General features: G+C 60.8%; 16 protein-coding genes. 4 read left to right on the top strand and 12 right to left on the bottom strand.

All coding sequences use genetic code 11. The annotated features are described in order from the left end of the window. The 3 genes from ACEK02_RS03635 to ACEK02_RS03625 all read right to left on the bottom strand — a co-directional run. Positions 1 to 307 (bottom strand): hypothetical protein (locus ACEK02_RS03635; protein WP_371420440.1); only part of this gene is annotated, 307 nt, incomplete at its 3' end. 439 nt (positions 308 to 746) lie between these two features. Beyond that, positions 747 to 1,370, bottom strand: a complete 624-nt coding sequence (locus tag ACEK02_RS03630) for a YgjV family protein (RefSeq protein WP_371420439.1) — start codon at positions 1,368 to 1,370, stop codon at positions 747 to 749. A 508-nt stretch (positions 1,371 to 1,878) separates the two neighbouring features. Then, positions 1,879 to 2,352 (bottom strand): nuclear transport factor 2 family protein, encoded by a 474-nt coding sequence (locus ACEK02_RS03625; RefSeq protein ID WP_371420438.1) that lies wholly within the window; start codon positions 2,350 to 2,352, stop codon positions 1,879 to 1,881. A gap of 359 nt (positions 2,353 to 2,711) precedes the next feature. Between ACEK02_RS03625 and ACEK02_RS03620 the strand changes: the two genes are divergently transcribed. Next, the gene (locus ACEK02_RS03620; RefSeq protein ID WP_371420437.1) at positions 2,712 to 3,074 is read left to right on the top strand and encodes a hypothetical protein; all 363 of its coding nucleotides are present in this window, start codon (positions 2,712 to 2,714) and stop codon (positions 3,072 to 3,074) included. A gap of 167 nt (positions 3,075 to 3,241) precedes the next feature. Here ACEK02_RS03620 and ACEK02_RS03615 read toward each other — a convergent pair whose 3' ends face one another. Beyond that, positions 3,242 to 4,417: an acyltransferase family protein gene (locus tag ACEK02_RS03615; protein WP_371420436.1), complete on the bottom strand. Its 1,176-nt coding sequence runs from the start codon at positions 4,415 to 4,417 to the stop codon at positions 3,242 to 3,244. An 878-nt stretch (positions 4,418 to 5,295) separates the two neighbouring features. On the opposite strand from ACEK02_RS03615, the gene ACEK02_RS03610 reads away from it, so the two are divergent. Then, positions 5,296 to 6,525, top strand: a complete 1,230-nt coding sequence (locus tag ACEK02_RS03610; protein WP_371420435.1) for a TolC family protein — start codon at positions 5,296 to 5,298, stop codon at positions 6,523 to 6,525. Positions 6,526 to 6,939: 414 nt separating this feature from the next. Here the strand turns inward: ACEK02_RS03610 and ACEK02_RS03605 are convergent, their stop codons facing one another. From ACEK02_RS03605 to ACEK02_RS03580, 6 genes are all read right to left on the bottom strand, one after another. Further along, positions 6,940 to 7,455, bottom strand: a complete 516-nt coding sequence (locus ACEK02_RS03605; protein ID WP_371420434.1) for a DUF2231 domain-containing protein — start codon at positions 7,453 to 7,455, stop codon at positions 6,940 to 6,942. Between the two features lie 193 nt (positions 7,456 to 7,648). Then, entirely contained in the window at positions 7,649 to 8,122 is a 474-nt protein-coding gene (locus ACEK02_RS03600; protein WP_371420433.1) for a hypothetical protein, read from the bottom strand. A gap of 176 nt (positions 8,123 to 8,298) precedes the next feature. Beyond that, positions 8,299 to 8,565: a metal-sensing transcriptional repressor gene (locus ACEK02_RS03595; RefSeq protein ID WP_371420432.1), complete on the bottom strand. Its 267-nt coding sequence runs from the start codon at positions 8,563 to 8,565 to the stop codon at positions 8,299 to 8,301. 1,099 nt (positions 8,566 to 9,664) lie between these two features. Beyond that, positions 9,665 to 11,104 carry a TolC family outer membrane protein gene (locus ACEK02_RS03590; protein WP_371420431.1) on the bottom strand — a complete coding sequence of 480 codons (1,440 nt, stop codon included), beginning with the start codon at positions 11,102 to 11,104 and terminating at the stop codon, positions 9,665 to 9,667. 99 nt (positions 11,105 to 11,203) lie between these two features. Next, positions 11,204 to 11,488: a hypothetical protein gene (locus ACEK02_RS03585; protein ID WP_371420430.1), complete on the bottom strand. Its 285-nt coding sequence runs from the start codon at positions 11,486 to 11,488 to the stop codon at positions 11,204 to 11,206. Positions 11,489 to 11,738: 250 nt separating this feature from the next. After that, complete coding sequence (locus ACEK02_RS03580; RefSeq protein ID WP_371420429.1) at positions 11,739 to 12,116, bottom strand: PDZ domain-containing protein; 378 nt, start codon at positions 12,114 to 12,116, stop codon at positions 11,739 to 11,741. 1,252 nt (positions 12,117 to 13,368) lie between these two features. Here ACEK02_RS03580 and ACEK02_RS03575 point away from each other — a divergent pair. Then, complete coding sequence (locus ACEK02_RS03575; RefSeq protein ID WP_371420428.1) at positions 13,369 to 13,812, top strand: hypothetical protein; 444 nt, start codon at positions 13,369 to 13,371, stop codon at positions 13,810 to 13,812. A 1,005-nt stretch (positions 13,813 to 14,817) separates the two neighbouring features. Here ACEK02_RS03575 and ACEK02_RS03570 read toward each other — a convergent pair. Both ACEK02_RS03570 and ACEK02_RS03565 read right to left on the bottom strand, forming a co-directional pair. Beyond that, positions 14,818 to 16,275, bottom strand: a complete 1,458-nt coding sequence (locus tag ACEK02_RS03570) for a serine hydrolase (RefSeq protein ID WP_371420427.1) — start codon at positions 16,273 to 16,275, stop codon at positions 14,818 to 14,820. Between the two features lie 202 nt (positions 16,276 to 16,477). After that, entirely contained in the window at positions 16,478 to 17,074 is a 597-nt protein-coding gene (locus ACEK02_RS03565) for a recombinase family protein (RefSeq protein ID WP_371420426.1), read from the bottom strand. 128 nt (positions 17,075 to 17,202) lie between these two features. Here ACEK02_RS03565 and ACEK02_RS03560 point away from each other — a divergent pair. After that, positions 17,203 to 17,738, top strand: a 536-nt coding sequence (locus ACEK02_RS03560; protein ID WP_371420425.1) for a DUF4158 domain-containing protein, incomplete at its 3' end; no start/stop codon positions are given.

Genomic DNA, 17,738 nt, shown 5'->3' with positions numbered 1-17,738 from the left:
CCTTCGCATTGTAGGTGTAGCACCGTCCTAACTTGAACGAAGCGCGGTGCTGGAGTTCTCGGCGCGGGTGGACCTTGAACAGGCGCAGGCGGAAGCCGCGTCGGCGGCGGCCGAGGCGCGCCGCGCGAGTATGATGGCGGGTGCTGCCAACATCACCCACGACGGTCGTGGCGTGATCGTCGCCAGCCCAATCGCGGGACGTGTCACATCCGAGAATGTCAGCCTTGGCGCATTCGTGCAGCCCGAGACCGAGCTGTTCCGTGTCGCCGACCCGCGCCCGATCGGATGCTATTTGACAGAACAACATCGCATCGCGCGACGATCGTCCCGTTCCGTTATTTTTCGCCCGCTCCTATCGCCCGCTCCAGCGCGCAGAGGGCAGCCACAAACTTTCGCGTGCGCTGTGTCGCATTGTTGCAAAACCGTCGATGCAGATCTCACTGGAACAGTGAAAGGCGTGATCGGACAGGATCGGCTTCGTTCACAAGCCGCGCGTATCGGTCTGCCAAGGCAAGATGGATACCACGGACCGCCGGATCGATCGCTGCCGCGGCAAGCTCGCGCTCCTGCCTTTCACGCTTCGCGTGATACTCGGCGGTAGGATCATCTGACATAGCAGCTTCCAATAATCATCGCCACGCGCTGGCTGAGCGCACGCACCGTGGGTGAGAGCAAGAGCATACGCCGATTTTGCTGAGCAAGCGAATCGACGGGGCGACGGCGCTCCGATCAAAGTTGAAGCTTCACTATGATCGCTGCTGTACGGCGCGACCGATACAGGACTGATCGAAGGCAGCCGCAGCGGAGGCTCGAGAGGATAGTCGCTCCTGTAGCGACCGGTATGTCGATCTTGCCTTCGCGCGCAAGCCGACAACATTACTTGCCACCGAGACGACGTCCACCGCCAGTCCAAACACACTCCCGGTGGCGACATTGTGAGCAAGCCAGAGCGGTGCTGCAGCGAGGAATACGGCTTTCATTCGCGCGGTTGAGCTTTGCATACGGGCTAGCGTCCCAAAAAGGCCACCCATCATGGCTAGCGCCGACGGTGTCCCATTCCACGTGCACACGGCGAAGAGCACGAGCAGGACAGCGCTTTCGGCGAAGAGGAGGCGCACGAGCATCCGATCGCGGACGGTGCCGGCGACCAGCAGCTGCGCCGCCGAAATAGCGCAGCATGCCGCCGCAGTAGACGACCCGCCGCGCGCAAAATACGTCCCGAACGCGATGGCCCCCGCAAACTGAATCGCGACAGCGAGTTCAATACGCCTGACATGTGGCCACGTCAGCACCGCGAGAACGCCGAGCGCTCCTGGAAGCCCCCTCGCAATGTCGCCGTTGAATGACAACAACGTGGTCGTCAATTGCATGCTACCCCCACCATAAGACCTGGCGATCGCTATCGCGTTTATGGTTAAGGATGACTTCACGGCGGTGTGGATTCGCTGTCGGAACCGTCGAAGGCGGCGCGCTCAGGTGAAAAAGATGGGCGGGTCGCCGGGGTTGGCCGGGTGAAGGATATTCGGCCTCTTCGTTCAATCATTTATGCCGTTCGATCGACATTGGCGCTGTCAAAAAACGGCCTTCTTACCGGCGCGGTGGGGGTTGCCTGCGAGCAAGAGTTCGGGGGCTGGACACGGTCTTCCCCGACACGAGCCTCGCCGTGGTGAGGCTCCGCGACAAAGCGGCGCCCCGGCCTGCATCGAACCGGCGTGTCCGATCTTGTTGCCTGCCCGCTTTCACCAGCGGTGCGACGCGTCGCGCGCGTGCCGGATGGAGCGGTTCCCCCGTGCCCCCGGGGACGAAGGCCTGGGGCCGGCATCCGGCGCGACCTCGTCGAACCGAGGGGCGACTGTACTTAAATCAGAGTCGACGGCGTCAGGGTTTGACTTTGATTCGGCGTCCCGAATTATGCATACTGACAATTTTCCACGACCCGCCAACTCGCTTGAGCGCGCTGGTGGCGACACCTTGCATTTCTACCGGGTTCCCGGCCTTGGGGTCGATTCTGTAGTGGTAGGTTTCACTTGCCAAAGCGATCGCCCCTTCCACGCGGACTGAGACCGAATAGTTCGAAAACTTGAAGGATTTGAACTCACCAAGCTCAGGCTGGAGATGATGCTTGAGGTAGTCGGTGTAGCTTCCCTCACTCCCGCCTGTTTCGAAAATCACGGAGTCAGCGGCGAACAGCTGCTCGGTGCCCCGAACGTCGAGGTTCTGGATGGCACTCTGATAATTGGCGAGCACGGATTTGACCGCAGCGACGTCCGAAGGAGATCCGATATCGCGTCCCCAGGACGCAGTGGTCGAAGACAATAAAACCGTCATCATCAATGCGTTCTTGGTCGTCATTTCCGCGTCCCTCCTACATTCGACCTATTCATGAAGCTAACGGGTCGGCAGCTCCGACCCTAGCGGCCTTTCGATTTCCAGCAACGTCACAGTCGCGGCACGCGCAATTTCATGCGCCGTCCGGCGCAGCCTGGAGGCCGTGCGAACCCCTGCACCGATCAGCCATCTCTCGGTGTTTAGTCCGGCTGAATGGTGATAAGGGTGATCGCCAGGTTGGGCGGACGCCATGGGCGGCGAAGTGTAGCTTTCTGGAGCAGCCCGCCCTTTTCGAGACAGGCGGTACGACGGTGTCAAAAAGCAGCTCAAACAATCATCCCCTTCACGACAGGCTTTCGCGCTCGGTTGAGGCGCCAAGTGAAATGGTCGAGAACGACAAGTTTGATGCCGCGCGTGCCGAGATGCACCGGCGCGCTATCGGGCGGTGGGAGAATGAGGGCGGATCGGAGATTGGTTGGTCCGATCCACCAGATGCTTCCACCGTCGCCGGAGAGATCGGCGACGCCGAAGAAGCCAACATCCGTGTTCGGCTGATCGCGCTTGAGAATCTCGTCGTGGCGCTGCTGGCTGGAGCGCCAGACGATCGGTCCGATCTGGCTCGGGAGATGGCGAGGTACATATCGCCACGGCCGGGGGCGACACCGCACCGGCTAACAATCGAAGCCGCCCGGAACATGCTGGCAATCGTTGAGCGTGCGGCTCAGTACAGAGACAAGGTTGATTGAAGGGCGTGCGGCCAGCGCTTGCTCACGGCCGTGGAAGACCCGAATGGCCTCGATTGAGGTGACCCGCACTGTACGCGACAATCGACGCGGGAGCTCCTTACGCGGGACTCTTTGCCGTCGCGCTTTTGGCAGCCCCCTCCTTCCAGCTCAACACCAGGTTTCGAGATTCAGCCTGTGCGGGCGGGCGCGGATCGGTACGGACGCTTTCCGACCAAGGCGTTGAACGTCTTTTTCCGGAGCGGCTGTTCGATATAGCGAAAGCTAAGCCGTGACAGTGCCAGGAGTATCGCCAACAGAAGGGCCATCCATATGATCTTGCCCGCTTCGACATTGAGACGTCCCAGCAACGGCTGAATCTTCGGCCAGATTGTGCCCGCGGTGATCAGAACCGGGAAGTTCAGTAGATAGATGGAATAGGAGGTGTCGCCCAGCCGCTGCTGCCATCCACCTGCCAGCAAACGACAGAGAAAGCCACGGTCCGGGGATGTTGCCGCGACCAGTAAGGCGAAAGGTAGAATAACCCACACGTCGTGCAGCGGCGATAACAGGATCGCGACGGTCGCTGTCGCCGCCATGCCCTGCATTACTGTCAGGGAACGATCCGACAGGCCCGCTAGGGCTCTACGGTGCTGCTGGATGATCACGCCGAGCGTGAATCCCGCAAAGCAGCGCAGCAATGCGACGGGGGTGAGGATGTCGAGGCTTCGATAGTGGATGAGGAGACCAGCGTAAATGGCGGACACGACCAACGCAAGAACCGCGAGCGTGAGACGTGGCGCCATGCGGAGCGCGACCGCGATAAACGGGAGCACCAGGTAAACGTGCATCTCAGCGCTGAGCGACCAGGAAGGAATGTTCCAGCTCATCGTTGCTTTCGCATCCCAAATTTGCACGAGTGCGGCCTGCAGTCCCAGGTTGTGGAAATCATGCCCCGTCAGCGCCGCCCAATGCGGCTGACGCCCAGCTATCGACGCAATGGCTTCTACACCGATGATTAGCGCCGCGAGATACCCCAGCGCAAAGAGGTGAAGGGGAAAGATACGTGCGATCCGGGCCGATATAAATGCCCGAAACGAGCGGCCGTCGGCGTAACTAAGCGCTTGCTGATAAGTAAGGCTCATGACAAAGCCGCTAAGGATGAAGAAGAGGTCTACCCACACATAACCGCGTGTAACGAGCGGAGCGATAAGCCCCAGCGGGATCCGATAGGTTTTCTCCAACTGGAGATGATAGCAGAACACGCCGATCGCGGCGCAGCCGCGGATCGCGTTATGCGTCCGGATATAAGGCTTGGGGCCAACGGCGTTGTGGAATGCCAGCTCGTTCCCGCCCGAAACAGACATTCCCGAAGCTCCTGTTGAAGATTGAGCGAACTGTTATCTGAGAAGCCGGCGATGTGTGCCGGCGGTCGAATGGGCTGCGGCTGGTCTCAGCTGGTCAGACGGGTAAAAATGCAGCGGAAAATGGAATTGTTCGCATCGCCGCGAGAAGCTCGCCTGCCCATCCGCTCGATTTTCAGCTGCGGTTCGCCCGATGCTGCCGCCGTGGCGGTCCACAAATCGGACGCAACGCCAAGGCATCCTTCGTGCTCATCTCACCCCTTCCACAGCGCCCGCGCAGCTCTCTCTTCCGTATTACGCGCTAGACTGGCTCATCCCTCGGCCGACAACGAAGAAGGCGACCTGGCGGTCGATTGACGGAGATGGTCGCGGGTGGTCTGGGCAGCGCTTCACGCGGACCGGCCAAGACGGGCTTTCCCCGCGCGCCCGATGGGGCAACGCGCTTACTCTGCTCTAGTAATGATAGCGAGGCACCAGGCTGGTCGCTTGGGGCGCGGCTACATTAAACGGTTGTAACGGGCCGATCATGATGCGGTCCGCGCGTCATCTCAAAACAATCCTGGTTGGGCGCGCAACGGTCTGGCCTCAAATTAGACTTGGGCCGCTTCATTTACTCGGGACCGAGGTAATGGCCAATGGCTGTGGGAGCGGGTTCAGGTGAGAAGCCAGATCGATCTAAGCGAGGTTGCCTAGCTCTTTCGATCGGACGTTCTGCACGCAAGCGCTCGGAAGACGATTCGATCTCCCGAACTTTCTTGAGAAGCGACCGTGTAAGGGAACTCGGGGCTCTTCTGGTACTAGGCCTGACAGGGTGTTCGACATACCATCCGGACCCTCTCCAGCCCGAAACGCAAGCCGTATTGCGACAGCCGGAACCAACGGTGCTCGCAAACGCCGCAGCACATCTCGACCACCCTGTGCTCGCGCCGCTGCAGATAGACTTCGCCAAGCCGTTGCCGCCAGATGCGTTGGCGATCCTGGCGGTCGTTGCAAATCCAGAGTTGCAGGCTGCGCGGAAACGAGAAGGCGTGGCGTCCGCCGAGTTACTGGCGGCAAGGCTTCTCCCAGATCCCGTGCTCAGTTTCTTCCATGATCGACGACTTTCAGGGCCGGATCCTTTCGACGCTCTGGCCGGGCAAGTGGCGTATGATCTCGCGGCGCTGCGCGATCGACGGGCTGTGATGGCCGGAGCACGTGCGAGCAGGGAACGGCTGCGTCGCGATATCGCATGGCAAGAATGGCAGGTCGCCGCTCAGGCGAAGCTCCTCGCGGCGCGCATCTCCGGGCTCTCCAGGACCGTCGAAATCGCGAGCGCGGCAAAGGCGGATCAGGATGACATACTGGCTAGAGTGGCGCGTGCCGCCGACCGCGGCGATATCAGCGGCGCGATCCTCGAAACACGCCGGCTCGCCGCGGCGCTGGCGACCGAGCGTCTGCGGCAAGCCGAGCGCGATCTGTCGGCGGCGCGCCTTGATCTCAACAGACTGCTCGGCTTGGTTCCCGCCACCCGCTTAGCTATCGCGCCGGGCATCGTGAGCAATGTGTTATGGAACCCGGACGACCTTTTCCAGCACGCGAAATTCGATCGCTTGGACTTGGGCGCTTTGGAAGCAGGGTATGCGAGCCAGGAAGCCAATGTCCACATTGCGGTGCTCGATCAGTTTCCCAGGCTCAATTTGACGATCAATCGAGCGCAAGACACGGCGTTGAATCAAACGATCGGTCCCGCGATCAACTTCGTGGTCCCGCTCTGGAACCGAAACCGGGGCGGGCTCGCCGTGGCGCAGGCACCACGTGATCAACTCCGGACCGAATACACCGCGCGAGAGTTCGCGACCCGGGCCGACATCGCCATGTTAGTTGATGGGCTGGCCTTGGCCCGCAGGCAAAGGGATGAGACCGAGCGGCAGATACCGCCGCTCCAGGAGTTGGTGGCAGCGAGCGATCTTGCGGTTCGGCGAGGCGATTTGACGGCGCCAAGCGCAAGTGCGATGCATCAGAGCCTCTTCGATAAACAAATCGTGGTCATCAGTCTCGATCAATGGATCGCGGAACAAACCGCTGCCTTGGAGCTGTCGGTTGGCCGCCCGTTGGCGAGCTTGGTCAAATGAAATTCACGCCAAAGGCTGGGAGAGCGAAAGTCCTGGACGACAGCCATCTGAAAGGTAGTGATGGCTGAGAGGGAGCCACCTGGCGAGCGCTCGTATGTGCGCCAAGCGGAAATGGCGCGATTCCTGGTCGGCGTTATCGGTGTTGGCCTGGCTGCATGGTTTTTCCTGAGAACAGAGAACATGGTGCGATCCGATCTTTATCTTGTGGGTTTCCTGCTGCTCGGGGAGATTGGTGGTCGAGCAGCTGCTTATAGAATAGAGAAGCGCGGCAGAGCCCGTTGGGAGCGGCGACAATAGTCGCCATGGCGTAGAGCAAGGATTGCCCGATCGGCCCTCGCAAATTGCGACGGGATAGCGATCGGAGGAGTTGCTCATCAAGTTGAGACGGTCGTTTCCCGGGCCGCCCTTCTTTGCTCAATCGCTCTCGTGCTCACCATGTCCAGCCGGGTCGGTGCCCATTAATCGGCGATACAGCCTGATGGATGGAAGCTGAGCTTCGCTTGCTGCGAGCTGACCTTGACCGGTGGCAGCGACCCCCGCCCCGTGTGCGTAAACCAGTTCACCGCCGAGCCAGGCTTGCAAGAGCACTAGTGCGACTGTGAGCCAGCCGAGCCCGAGATAGATCGCACCGGGCAGGGTCGCTGTCCAGCGCCAGGCAGCCAAAGCAATTAGTGCTATCAGCACCGCCCAGCCGAAGCGAAGATGCAGATGCACCATTGCATGGGTCCGGGCTTTAAGCGCATCTCGCCGCATGTCGCGATATCCGGCGGCGACAGCCAGAGCAGCCCCGCCGGCCGCGATCGCGATCGTCCACTCGCCCACGCTGTTCAGCGATCGTATCGCAAGCAGAGCGCCTGCCGTGTCGCTCGCAACCGACGTAACCGCCAGCGCTACTGGAAAATGAACAATCGCGGGGTGCAGTGGTGGCATGGCTTCCAGCTTTCGGTCTGTGGCATCGGGCACGCGGCAGGGACTGACAATGAGCGGTGCCGAACCTTGGCAAACTCATCCTCCCTTGAGGGCCGCTGGGCAGGCGATCGGTGCGAGTGGCGTCACGCCGCCTTCACCGGAAGGTTGGCACATTGCTCTGCAAAGTGGGCGGGCGGCGAGCTGAGGATCTCGCTTAATGGCCAGGATGTCCTCCATGCCCTCCCCCACCGTGACCGCCACCACCGTGGCCAAAGCCGCCATGCCCACCGTAGCCGTGGCCGCCACCATGGAGGCCTATGCCGATGGAGCCGTAAAATGGTGGGCCGTAACCGCCGTATCGATAGTAATAGGGATCGTAATACCCGCCACCGCCATAATACCCCCTTGCGTAGCCGCCGCGCGACATCGGCGCGGCGATCAAGCAGGTCGGCGCCGCGCCCGCCGGGGACGGTCCTGCGCCAGGCTGCGTGGCGGCTGCGGGTGGCATCCCCTGTGGCGAGCCGACTTGCGGCGCCATGTTCACCGGTTCGGCCCGGAATGCTCCTGGTGTCGAGCAGGGTACCACGAAATAGGCATAGGACTGACTCGGCGGCGGGTAGGTCGCGCAGCCTCCAACTATGAGCAGCGTCGCGGGCCCGAGCGAAAGCTTGATGATGTGCGCCAACATGTGAGCCTCCGGCTCCAGTCCATAATGGACTAGTTGCATTCTGCGCTCAGGATGAGCGCGGTGCAACTAAAGAGCCAAAGCTGTAATCGTTGTAATATCGGCTTCATGCCAGCTGTGGCGCGGACGACGCTGCTCGCGGTCCCGCACTGTGGATAGGGTTGTAGATTGCCGGCAAATCACAAAGCAACGTAGGGTAGGAGGTCGAGAAGTGCCTCGAGACGCTGGCTGCGCATGTTTAGGTCCTCCGATGCCGCGGTCGTGGCCAGCTCCTCGGTGATACCATCGCCGATTACTGCACTTCCGAACCAGGCGAGCACCTCGCGTGCGGCATGGACGGCGACGAGAATGTCAGCCTTCGAGTGCCCGCTTTTAACCAGCTCTCTGATTTCGCCAATCTGCTGCTCAATGCGTCGAAGACGGTCGACCAGTTCGGCATTGTCCACGATTTTTCCTTTCTTGGCTGCCGAGCGGGCCTTTCAGGCCGCCGCCTGGCCGGAGCTCAGATGTCGGGAAGAGCAGTTGGCCGGGTTACTTGGTTTTGAAGCCAGGTTGGAAGCCATCATGTTCGAATTGAGGAGCAGAGTTTCGCCGCGGCTCGGCCGGCGCCGCGCCTATAGGGGAGGAAACCGACCAAACGCTGTTTCGAGTAGAAATCTCGACCCTACCGTCGGCCATCCAGAGACGATCGCTTGAGCGAAGATTTCGCCCCAGCGCGCTCGTCGCGGCGGCACGCCATCATATTTTTCGGTCCGCTCGGCGTGCAGCGCATGGTGTCGCGGCGATTGTCGACGGCCGAACGTCGGATGCCCCGCAAAGACCGATGGGTTGTCGAATTCCGGGCAACGCCGCTCAATGGGTCTCGCGGACCGGCATTGGCGGCGTCTATCGAGGTGATGGCCGCCCCAAATACGATAAGGGCCACCACAAATAGAATAAGACGACCCAGCATCGTGGATACCTCCGCTAAAGGCAATGCCCGGCCTGCCCGAAGCCAGTGATCCACGATGTTGGGCCACCTTGGTTTCCGGTACCTGATACGGGGGTTAAATCGGTTTCATCGAATGGAAAGAAAGCCGCGCGTTGAGGTGAACTAACAACGCATCTTCTCGCTGTATTCGATGTAATCCCGGCGCCAAGTAGCTGCGTACCCGGCCATGGCATATTTCTTTGACAGCGATGCTTACCTCGCTGCTTTGGAGAAACACCATGGCCTCTCAGCTTGTCACTCCGTCAATTACGATCATGCCACGGCTGGCATTCGGAGCCCCAATGCCGCACTTCTGCGAGACGAACGGCAACCGTGGTGGCAAGGGAAGCGCGGCTTCCGGAGCGCATCTCGATGAGCAGGCGAAACGGTCCAATCGCGCTGCCAGCCCGTGACGCGCAAAAATCGTCCTGCCGCCATGCAATGGTCATGGGGCTTTCGCTGACAGATCGGGGCTCGCCAACGCGGGTTCACGATTCCAGCGGGGGAAACTCGATCGGTCAACGCGCGCGTTCAGCACCCCTTATCGTCGCCGCTTATTGCGAAGTTGGAAATCATTAATTCGCCCTTGGCGAATCGCCGGATTGGGGAGTCGGTCGCGGCTCTGGTTCGTCTTCGATCGACGGATCCTCACGAGGCCCATAATTGGATGCCCGATTGGGAACCCGGCTATAGTCGAGGGTCGGATCGTATAAGGAGCCACCGAACAGGCCGAGATCTTTCGCTTCTGCCCGCCCCATCGCGGCGCGCAAAGCAAACCCCGCGACATAGGCATCGCGCCGAGCGGTGACGAGCTGCACGCGGCTGTTGAGCAATTCCTGCTCGGCATTGAGGACCTCGAGCACGGTGCGATTTCCGACACTGTTTTCGGCCCGCACGCCCTCCAGCGCCAGCTCATTTGCCGTCACCGCCACCTCGGCGGACTTGATGACGGCTTGGGTGGCAAGATAACGCGAGAATGCGGCACGCGCCTGCGCTACCACGCCGCGCTCGATCTGCACGATCTGTTCGAGTGATTGACTTTCGAGAGCCTGGGCCTGCCGAACCCGTGCGGCTGGCGCGCCCCCTTGGTAGAGCGGGATGGTGGCGGAAATTCCTAAAGTCGCTGTGCGCTGCGCTTGGCTGAACAAGCGCCCGGGCACGCTGCTTCCAAGCGTGCCAAGATAGTTGTTGTAATTGCTGTTGGCGACTAAGGAAACCTTTGGCAGTCGCGATGCCGCGGCGACGCGAACGTCGTATCGCGCCGCGTAACTCTGCGCTTTCCCAGCGAGCAATTGCGGGTTTTCGGCGACCGCTATATCGACGGCCTGGTCTGCCGTGGCAGGGAAATCCGGCAGGGGTGGAGGCGGCTGGAGATTCTCAGGCGGAGAGCCGACAAATCGCAGATAATTCTCGACGCTCGCGTCGAGCTGCGCGAGGGCGGTCTCGAGCTGGCCCTGCGCCGTCGCCAAACGCGCCTCCGACTGCGCAACATCGGTGCGGGTCAGGTCGCCGACCTCGAAGCGGTCGCGCGACGCCTGGACATTCTGCTCCAGAACCCTGACATTGCCCTTGTTGAGATCGACGATGGCGTCATCGCGGAGCACGTCGACATAGGCTGCTACTACTGCGGTAAACACATCCGACTCAGTTGCGCGGAGGCCTTCTCGGCCGGCATCCACCCGGGCGTCTGCCGCTCGGATCGAGTTTCGGACGGCACCGCCTTGAAAGACGGGCATGGAGAGATTTACCCCGGCGTTCGCCGCCCTGAAGGGCGAGACGAAGCTATTGGCGGATCGGACCACAAATTCCTGATAGTCTGCGGTCGCACTCAGCGCGGGCCGTGCAGCGGCTTTCGCGATCGGAACGCCCTCGTCCGTCGCACGCTGTCCCGCGCGCGCAGCGGTTAGGCTGGGATTGGTGCGATACGCCTTCTCCAAAGCCTGACGCAGCGTGTCGGCTTTAGCCTCTCCGACAAGGAGCAAGCCTGTGCACAGCGCAACAGCTGTCAGCGTCACCGACGCTCGATTTACAGTGCCGCCTTTGTTGTACGTTAGCCATAGGCGGCTGTCGCCGCGGATGGGGTGAGGCGTCGGGACATCGTGGCTCATAAGCGGCTAACCTTTGCATTCCTGGTGGGGTTCGCCGGGCCGCTGGAAACCGATCCTTGGGCCGCTGCCACTGACGACATAGCCGTCAGCGAAGAAGGGTTCGCCTGCGACGGGGGCCGTCATGCGAAGCTGTTGCGAGCGCTCGGGAGAACGCAGGATCGCGATCTCGCCGCCTTTCAAGAAATCGACCGCGATGACGCTGTTGTCCGCGCAGCGATAGGTATGTCCTCCGATAATTGCCGGTGGCAGCTGCACGTTGGCCGCCGCCACCGACGCGTCGGCGTTTGACAATTCCTGTCCTGGTGAGCGCGAGTTGCAGGCTGTGATGATCAGCGGAAGGATCGATGCCGCGAACACATGGAGAAGACGGAGACGCATGGGTCGATGGTCCTGTTCTTGGTTTGAGTTGAACACGCCCGGCGTGAGACACGTCTTCCCAAGAGATAGGGGAGTAGGCTTTCTGCTCAGCACGGCGCGGAACATATGGGTCGACTTGCCGCTCGGGCGATCGTGACGGTCCCGGCGACTTGCCATCGCCGTGCTAAGGTAGGCGCATGACAGTCAACAGCGTCTCGTCGCGCCGTCTGTAGGAGATTGGCACGAAGCTGCCGGGCGGCGTCGCCGCGATGACGCGTACGAGATTCTCGCGCAGCTGGATGCGCTCGCCTGCGAGTTCGACAACCACATCGCCCCTCATAAGGCCGGCGGAAGAAGCCGGTCCGCCACGGCGAACCTTGGAAATAAGTACTCCGCCTGCCCGGGCGCTCACCTCTGGTGGCGCGCTGACGATGCCCAGGCGGTCGCGAGGCGGCGCTGGCGGGGTCTTCGGTGGGACCGTGGGCAGCAGCGTCATTCCGCCTCCGACCGCCGCCATGAAGCCGACGACTGCGAGTCCAAATCGTGCTGCACGTTTTGCCATCTTTCAGGCCTTCGGGGTCGAAGGTGACATCTTCGCCATCGGTCTCCTCTGCGTCTCGAAAACAGGGTGCCGGGACACGCCGAATGCCCGCTGACCCGACGGCTGTGCCCCATCGACGAACCGGCGGCTCGACGGGTGCGCTGTAACATCCGGACATCTCACTGGTTCCGGAGCCCTTGGCGCGACCGGTCATATGGAGAGCCTGCGGCCAACTCGTACCCTGCTCCCCTGCTCGCTCCAACGATGCGCGGGATGGCATTTTCTGGGCAGCGAGCACATGGCATCGTCCACGCGCATGAAATCAATCACGACCGCCGAGGGCAGGCAAAGATCGAGCTGCGAATTTCCGATCATCTTGGCGGGAGCTGCGCGTTCAGGTCGATAATCCTTTCGTCTCGCCACTAATGCGCAGCCAGAGGCCCCGGTCCCGTCGATCGGGACCGGGGCCGACGGCGCCGAGCGCTGCGGCGCTCTACGCATAGAATCAGAGCGGGCCTTTAGGCTTCGTTTTATTGTGTCACGATCCTTGAAAAGGGCCGGCAGCCCCGGATCGTCCCCTCTGTTCTATAGCTGTGGCGTTATTGTCCCTCAGTTGGATGTCGAGGGGAGTTGCGGCCCCGCGAGCGGTCCCCAGAATGCGGCGATCGCCGTGCTGCCGTCTGAAGCGAAGATTAAATCCTTGTCACAATCGCGACGACTGCTGATCAGATCTTTGTAGCATGAGCCTGCATTAGATCCGTTCGCCTTGCATGGGACCGACGAGCGCGGTGTCTTGCGGTTAGCGGAATCCACACATGGGAGTTGTTGGTTGCATTAGCTTTTGCAGGGCAAGTTCCTTCAGCGGTGCTGCCATCTGGAACATTTGCTCTACCAACAATCGAGAATCGGGTTTGCTCTATGTCAGGAGACGAACACATGGCGGGTGCCGGTGGATCTGTGACGGTAGCCATCAATCTCATGCGGATGGCATTGGCGCTCCTTAATAAGGCCGGGGAGGATATCGCGGCGATCCGGCTTCAGCCCGCCATCGACGCGGCGTTTAAAGTCGAACCCTCACCAGGAAAAAGAACTCGACCGCTGATCAAGACGGCGAGGGCTCCCCCGAACATTAAGCGTGACCCAATCGGGCCGTGGGAGCGACAGCGGCATGGCGTGACAGCGAATTCACCGAGGGCTCAGAGTCATGATACCGCCAAGGCGGACATTCCACTTGGACGGCCGGCCTTGAGCCGCCGACTTAGAGGAGTGAAACATGACGACTCTCCCAGAACGACAGACGGCTTCGCTCGTCGAATGCGCGTTTAGTCGAGGCCGTCTTTTCAAACGCATCGCCGCCTCAGGGATTTTGCCGGCGCTTATCCTTGCAAGTTCGAGCGTTGCACACGCCGCCAATGATCGGTCGCCGCCGGAGCGTCTGGTCTCGTTGATCGTCTACGGGAATGAGCCTTGTCCGGCAAGCAACGATGGCGATATCGTGGTGTGCGGTCGCGAGCCCGAAAGCGAGCGCTATCGGATTCCAAAGGAACTGCGCGAAGTCAAATATCGGCCTCCTGCACAAAGTTGGGCGAGCCGTGTACATACGCTTGACGATGCTTCACGCGCAGCGCGGCCCAACAGCTGCTCGGTCGTGGGTTCCGGTGGCCAGACCGGTTGCTACGCTCACGCTTTGGAACAATGGCGCGCCGAGCGGCGGTAGGTCGGCATATGCCTCGCTCGCATCACCAGGTCGGGGGATGCTTTACCGGTTTCCCAATTTAGACAATCTTCCGGTGCTGCCGTGAAACAGGGCCACAGCGATCCTGAGCGCCTTCCACCGACACCACACCGAGTGCTGCGCGCGCCGCACACCTCATTCGGCTATGATCAGGGGAACCGGGCACCACGTCATGCCAAGGGGGCAGAGGCGAATCGCCGCGCATGTCGTTCCAGATTCTAGCTGCCATGGCTTCGAGCTCGTCGATTGACGGCGGTCGTGCGTGCGCCATGCAATCGACCAGCGCTTCATGAAAGATCCGAGAGATGGCGGGTGAATTCATCGGCTGTGCGGGGTGCTGGGTGACTGCGGCGGAGGAATGTTCCTGCTGGTCAACTACAACGCGACCGCCCTCCTCGCTCCTGGCAGTCCCGCTGGCACCGCTGCTGCCGGGGGATTGCTGATCCCGTCAATCCTCCGGCAGATCGCCGGAGCTGCTCGAGGAGGAATTTGCAGGATGGCTTGTCGGCGAAAGTCAGTCGAAGGAGCTGCAGTCTTGTTCGTCATTGCTGGAGCTCCATGTCGCTGATTCGGGTCTCACCGGGTTTGGCTATCGCGCGATGGTGACAACAGGAAGGCCCCGGCCGCCGACAGGGGTGGCGGCGACCAGGGCGGTTTCCGGCATCGCTCTCCGAATGTAACGGCACTGATGCCGGCAAGACGGGCCAGAGGGGGCATTCTGACCCGGCTATCTAAACTGGGATCGAACTCCTTTCATGGTTGTGATCAAAACTGAGTGAGGTAGCGGCTGCACCCTCGAAAGCCTCGGCGAATGCCGACATGTCGAACTCTCCTTAGGGGCCCCTGTGCATTATTCGGACACAGATTCACGGTAGCCCGGATCGCCGCTTCGGCAGTGCCCGGAAAGCGCGGCCCGCAGCCCTTACTGCAATCCCTTAGACTGACCGCTGGGAGACGATGGCTCCGCCTCGATACCAACGGCAGAGGTCATTCGTTTCGCAACTTGTGAAGGTGTTCTACTGCATGGCTGTTTCCGGGATTGAGTTGCAGGGAACGGGCATAATTCTCGATTGCCCCCGGTCGATTTCCAGTGTCTTCGAGGATTTCGGCCAGACTGTCGTAGGCATTCCAGCTGTTGGTAAAAAGTAGGGTGTTTAGCCGCAAAATCGCCACGGCCTGGACAGGTTTATGTTGTTCTAAGAGCTTGTATCCCCAGGCGTTCAGCTCGTCTTCCTTCGGCCGGAACGAAGGGTTTTGAGCCTTGAGATTGGCCACGACCTGGGACGCGTGTTCAAATCCGCGGTCGAGCAATGCTGCGCGCAGTGTCTTGAGCGCCGGAGAGAGGCCGAACCCGTTGGATTCATGCATGTCTGGAATGTAGTAGGCGGCGACCTCGTCGGCGAAATTCTCAGGATTTGCGCCTTGCAGGTTAGTCAGGATGACAACGGAGAGATCGTCTTTCGGATAGACGAAGAAGGTCGAGCGCATACCGCCGATCGGCGCCGCCGCAGGATGCTCCGTCCGGGTTGTCACCGGCCAACCCAACCCAGATCCGTTCAGCAGAGCGCTCATGCCGCCCGTCGTGCCGTCGTTCAGGACGGCCGAGGTCCATAGCGCATCAAGGCTCGACTTATCTTTGAGCAGCTTGCCAGACTGAAGCGCTACCAGCCAGTTCGCGATGTCGCTCGACGTCGACAATATTCCCGCCGCTGTCCGGAAATAGGGGGCAAAAGAGACGTAAATTGCCGAGAGCTTGTCACTCTTCTTCCACACGCCATCGACGTTCTGGAGGTAGGAATAGCCGCCTGCCGAATGTGAAACAACGTCGGAAGAATCGCCGAACCGGGTGTGGACCATTCCGGCGGGCTTGAACTGCCTTTCCTCAATGAACCTGGCGAAGGGCTCGCCGCTCAGCTTGTCGATGATCTTACCGATAATGACGTAGCCAGTCTGGTTATAGCGGAAGCGTTCGCCAGTCTTAAATTCCATCGGAAGCGTCTTGACGGTAGCCCACGCAGAAGCTTCGCTGCCATCCCCGATCAGGTTTTCCTTATTGTCGATGATGTTCGGCAGTCCGGAAACATGCGCGAGCACCTGCTTGATCGTAACTGCCTTCCAGGCCTGCGGCAAATCGTCGAGGTATTTTGATATCGGGTCACCCAATTTAAGTTTGCCCGCCTCCACCAGTTGCATGATCGCGACACCAGTGAACGCCTTGGTGCAGGAGTTGATCGAGAAGATGCTCTCCTGCGAGACGGGCACCCCGTTCTCAACGTTGGCGATCCCATAGGCAGCAGTCTTGATGACTCTGCCGTGACGGATGACGGCAACCTGCAGCGCCGGGATTTGCTCTTGGCGCATCTTCTCTTTGAGGAAGATATCCACGTCGTTCTCAGCGGACTGAGCATGCGCCGGAAGCGCCAGGAACAAGCTGAAGAGCAGCATCAGGTGTTTCATATTTTGGGCATCTCGGCTTTGGGAGGACGCCCTCTTTCCCGTGACATCGCCAAAGAGCAACAGCTCATTTCATGGCTAAGATCGGGGCTCCTCCCTCCCGTACTGTGTGCCCTCGATTTGGCTTCGGCACCAATTTTCCTGGTTCTTCCCGAGATGCAGATCGAGCCAATAAACATTGCGATTCGCGAGCCTACGCGGATCCCACTTCCATGCTCTGCCGGTGCGCGGCCACGATGCGCGAGACAGTTGGTTCGCTAACACCATAAAGCCGCGCCATCTCAGCACCGGACTTACGGCCGGACGCGACGGACTCGGCGATTTCGCGGCGCTGCTTTTCTCCAAGCTTGCGCCGGCGTCCACCAATCCTCCCCTCTGCACGGGCTTGGGCGAGCCCGGCGCTGGTGCGCTCGCGGATCATCGCGCGCTCGAACTCGGCAAAGCTGCCGACCATCTGCATCATCATGCGCCCCGCGGCCGTGGTGGTGTCGATCGCCTCGGTCAACGAGCGGAAGCCCGCCCCAGCCAGCTCGATCCGTTCCATGATGTGCAGCATGTCCTTAAGGCTGCGCGACAGCCGGTCCAGCTTCCAGACAACCACCACGTCGCCGTCGCGCAACTGGCCAATCATCTCCAGGAGCTTCGGCCGGTCCCATCGACCACCGCTGGCGGTCTCCTCGAATACCCGCTTACAGCCAACTGCATCGAGCGCGCGGCGTTGTGCCGCATTCGATTGGTCGTCGCCCTTCGACACGCGGGCATAGCCGATCAGATAGGGTTCGCGCGTCATCCGGTCTCTTTCACAAACGGCCGTATCCGGAGGCAGAAACAGGAGTGACGGGTTTCCGCCGCCTTCTGCCTTTCACAATCCTCTTTCATTAAGTGAGCAAAAGGCAAGAGGTTTTTGGAGGATCAAACATGCCCGCACGCATTCCAATGACCGAGCGGCAGCGCGCCGCACTGCTGGCGCTGCCCGATACCGAAACGATGGTTGTGCGACATCATGGCCTCGACGCCGAAGACATGTCGGCGATCGGTAGCGCACGCACTCCAGCGACCCGGCTGAGCTATGCCCTGCAACTCTGCTGTCTGCGCTATCCAGGACGACATCTGCGCGCCGGCGAGCTGTTGCCTGCGATCATGCTCGACCATATCGCCGACCAGGTTGGGGTTGATGCGGGCGTCATCGCCGACTTCGCGCGGCGTACACCGACCCGCTACGATCAGCTTGCCGCCATCAAAGCCCGGTTTGGGTTTACCGATCTGAGCCAGCCGGTTCGCACTTCGATGACCGTGTGGCTTGCGACCGAAGCCATGCCCATCGTTGATGGGCGCATTCTGCTCGACCGACTGCTGGGCGAACTACGCGCCCGGCGCATCGTCATCCCCGGTATCAGCGTTGGGCTCTGTTGCAAACATGGGGCACGGCCGCGCGGCGTCACCCAGTTGGGGGA

Source organism: Tardiphaga sp. (assembly GCF_041424195.1).
Classification (GTDB): domain Bacteria; phylum Pseudomonadota; class Alphaproteobacteria; order Rhizobiales; family Xanthobacteraceae; genus Tardiphaga.
Note: the sequence above shows the minus strand (reverse complement) of the source record. Positions and strands in the feature narration are given on the sequence as shown.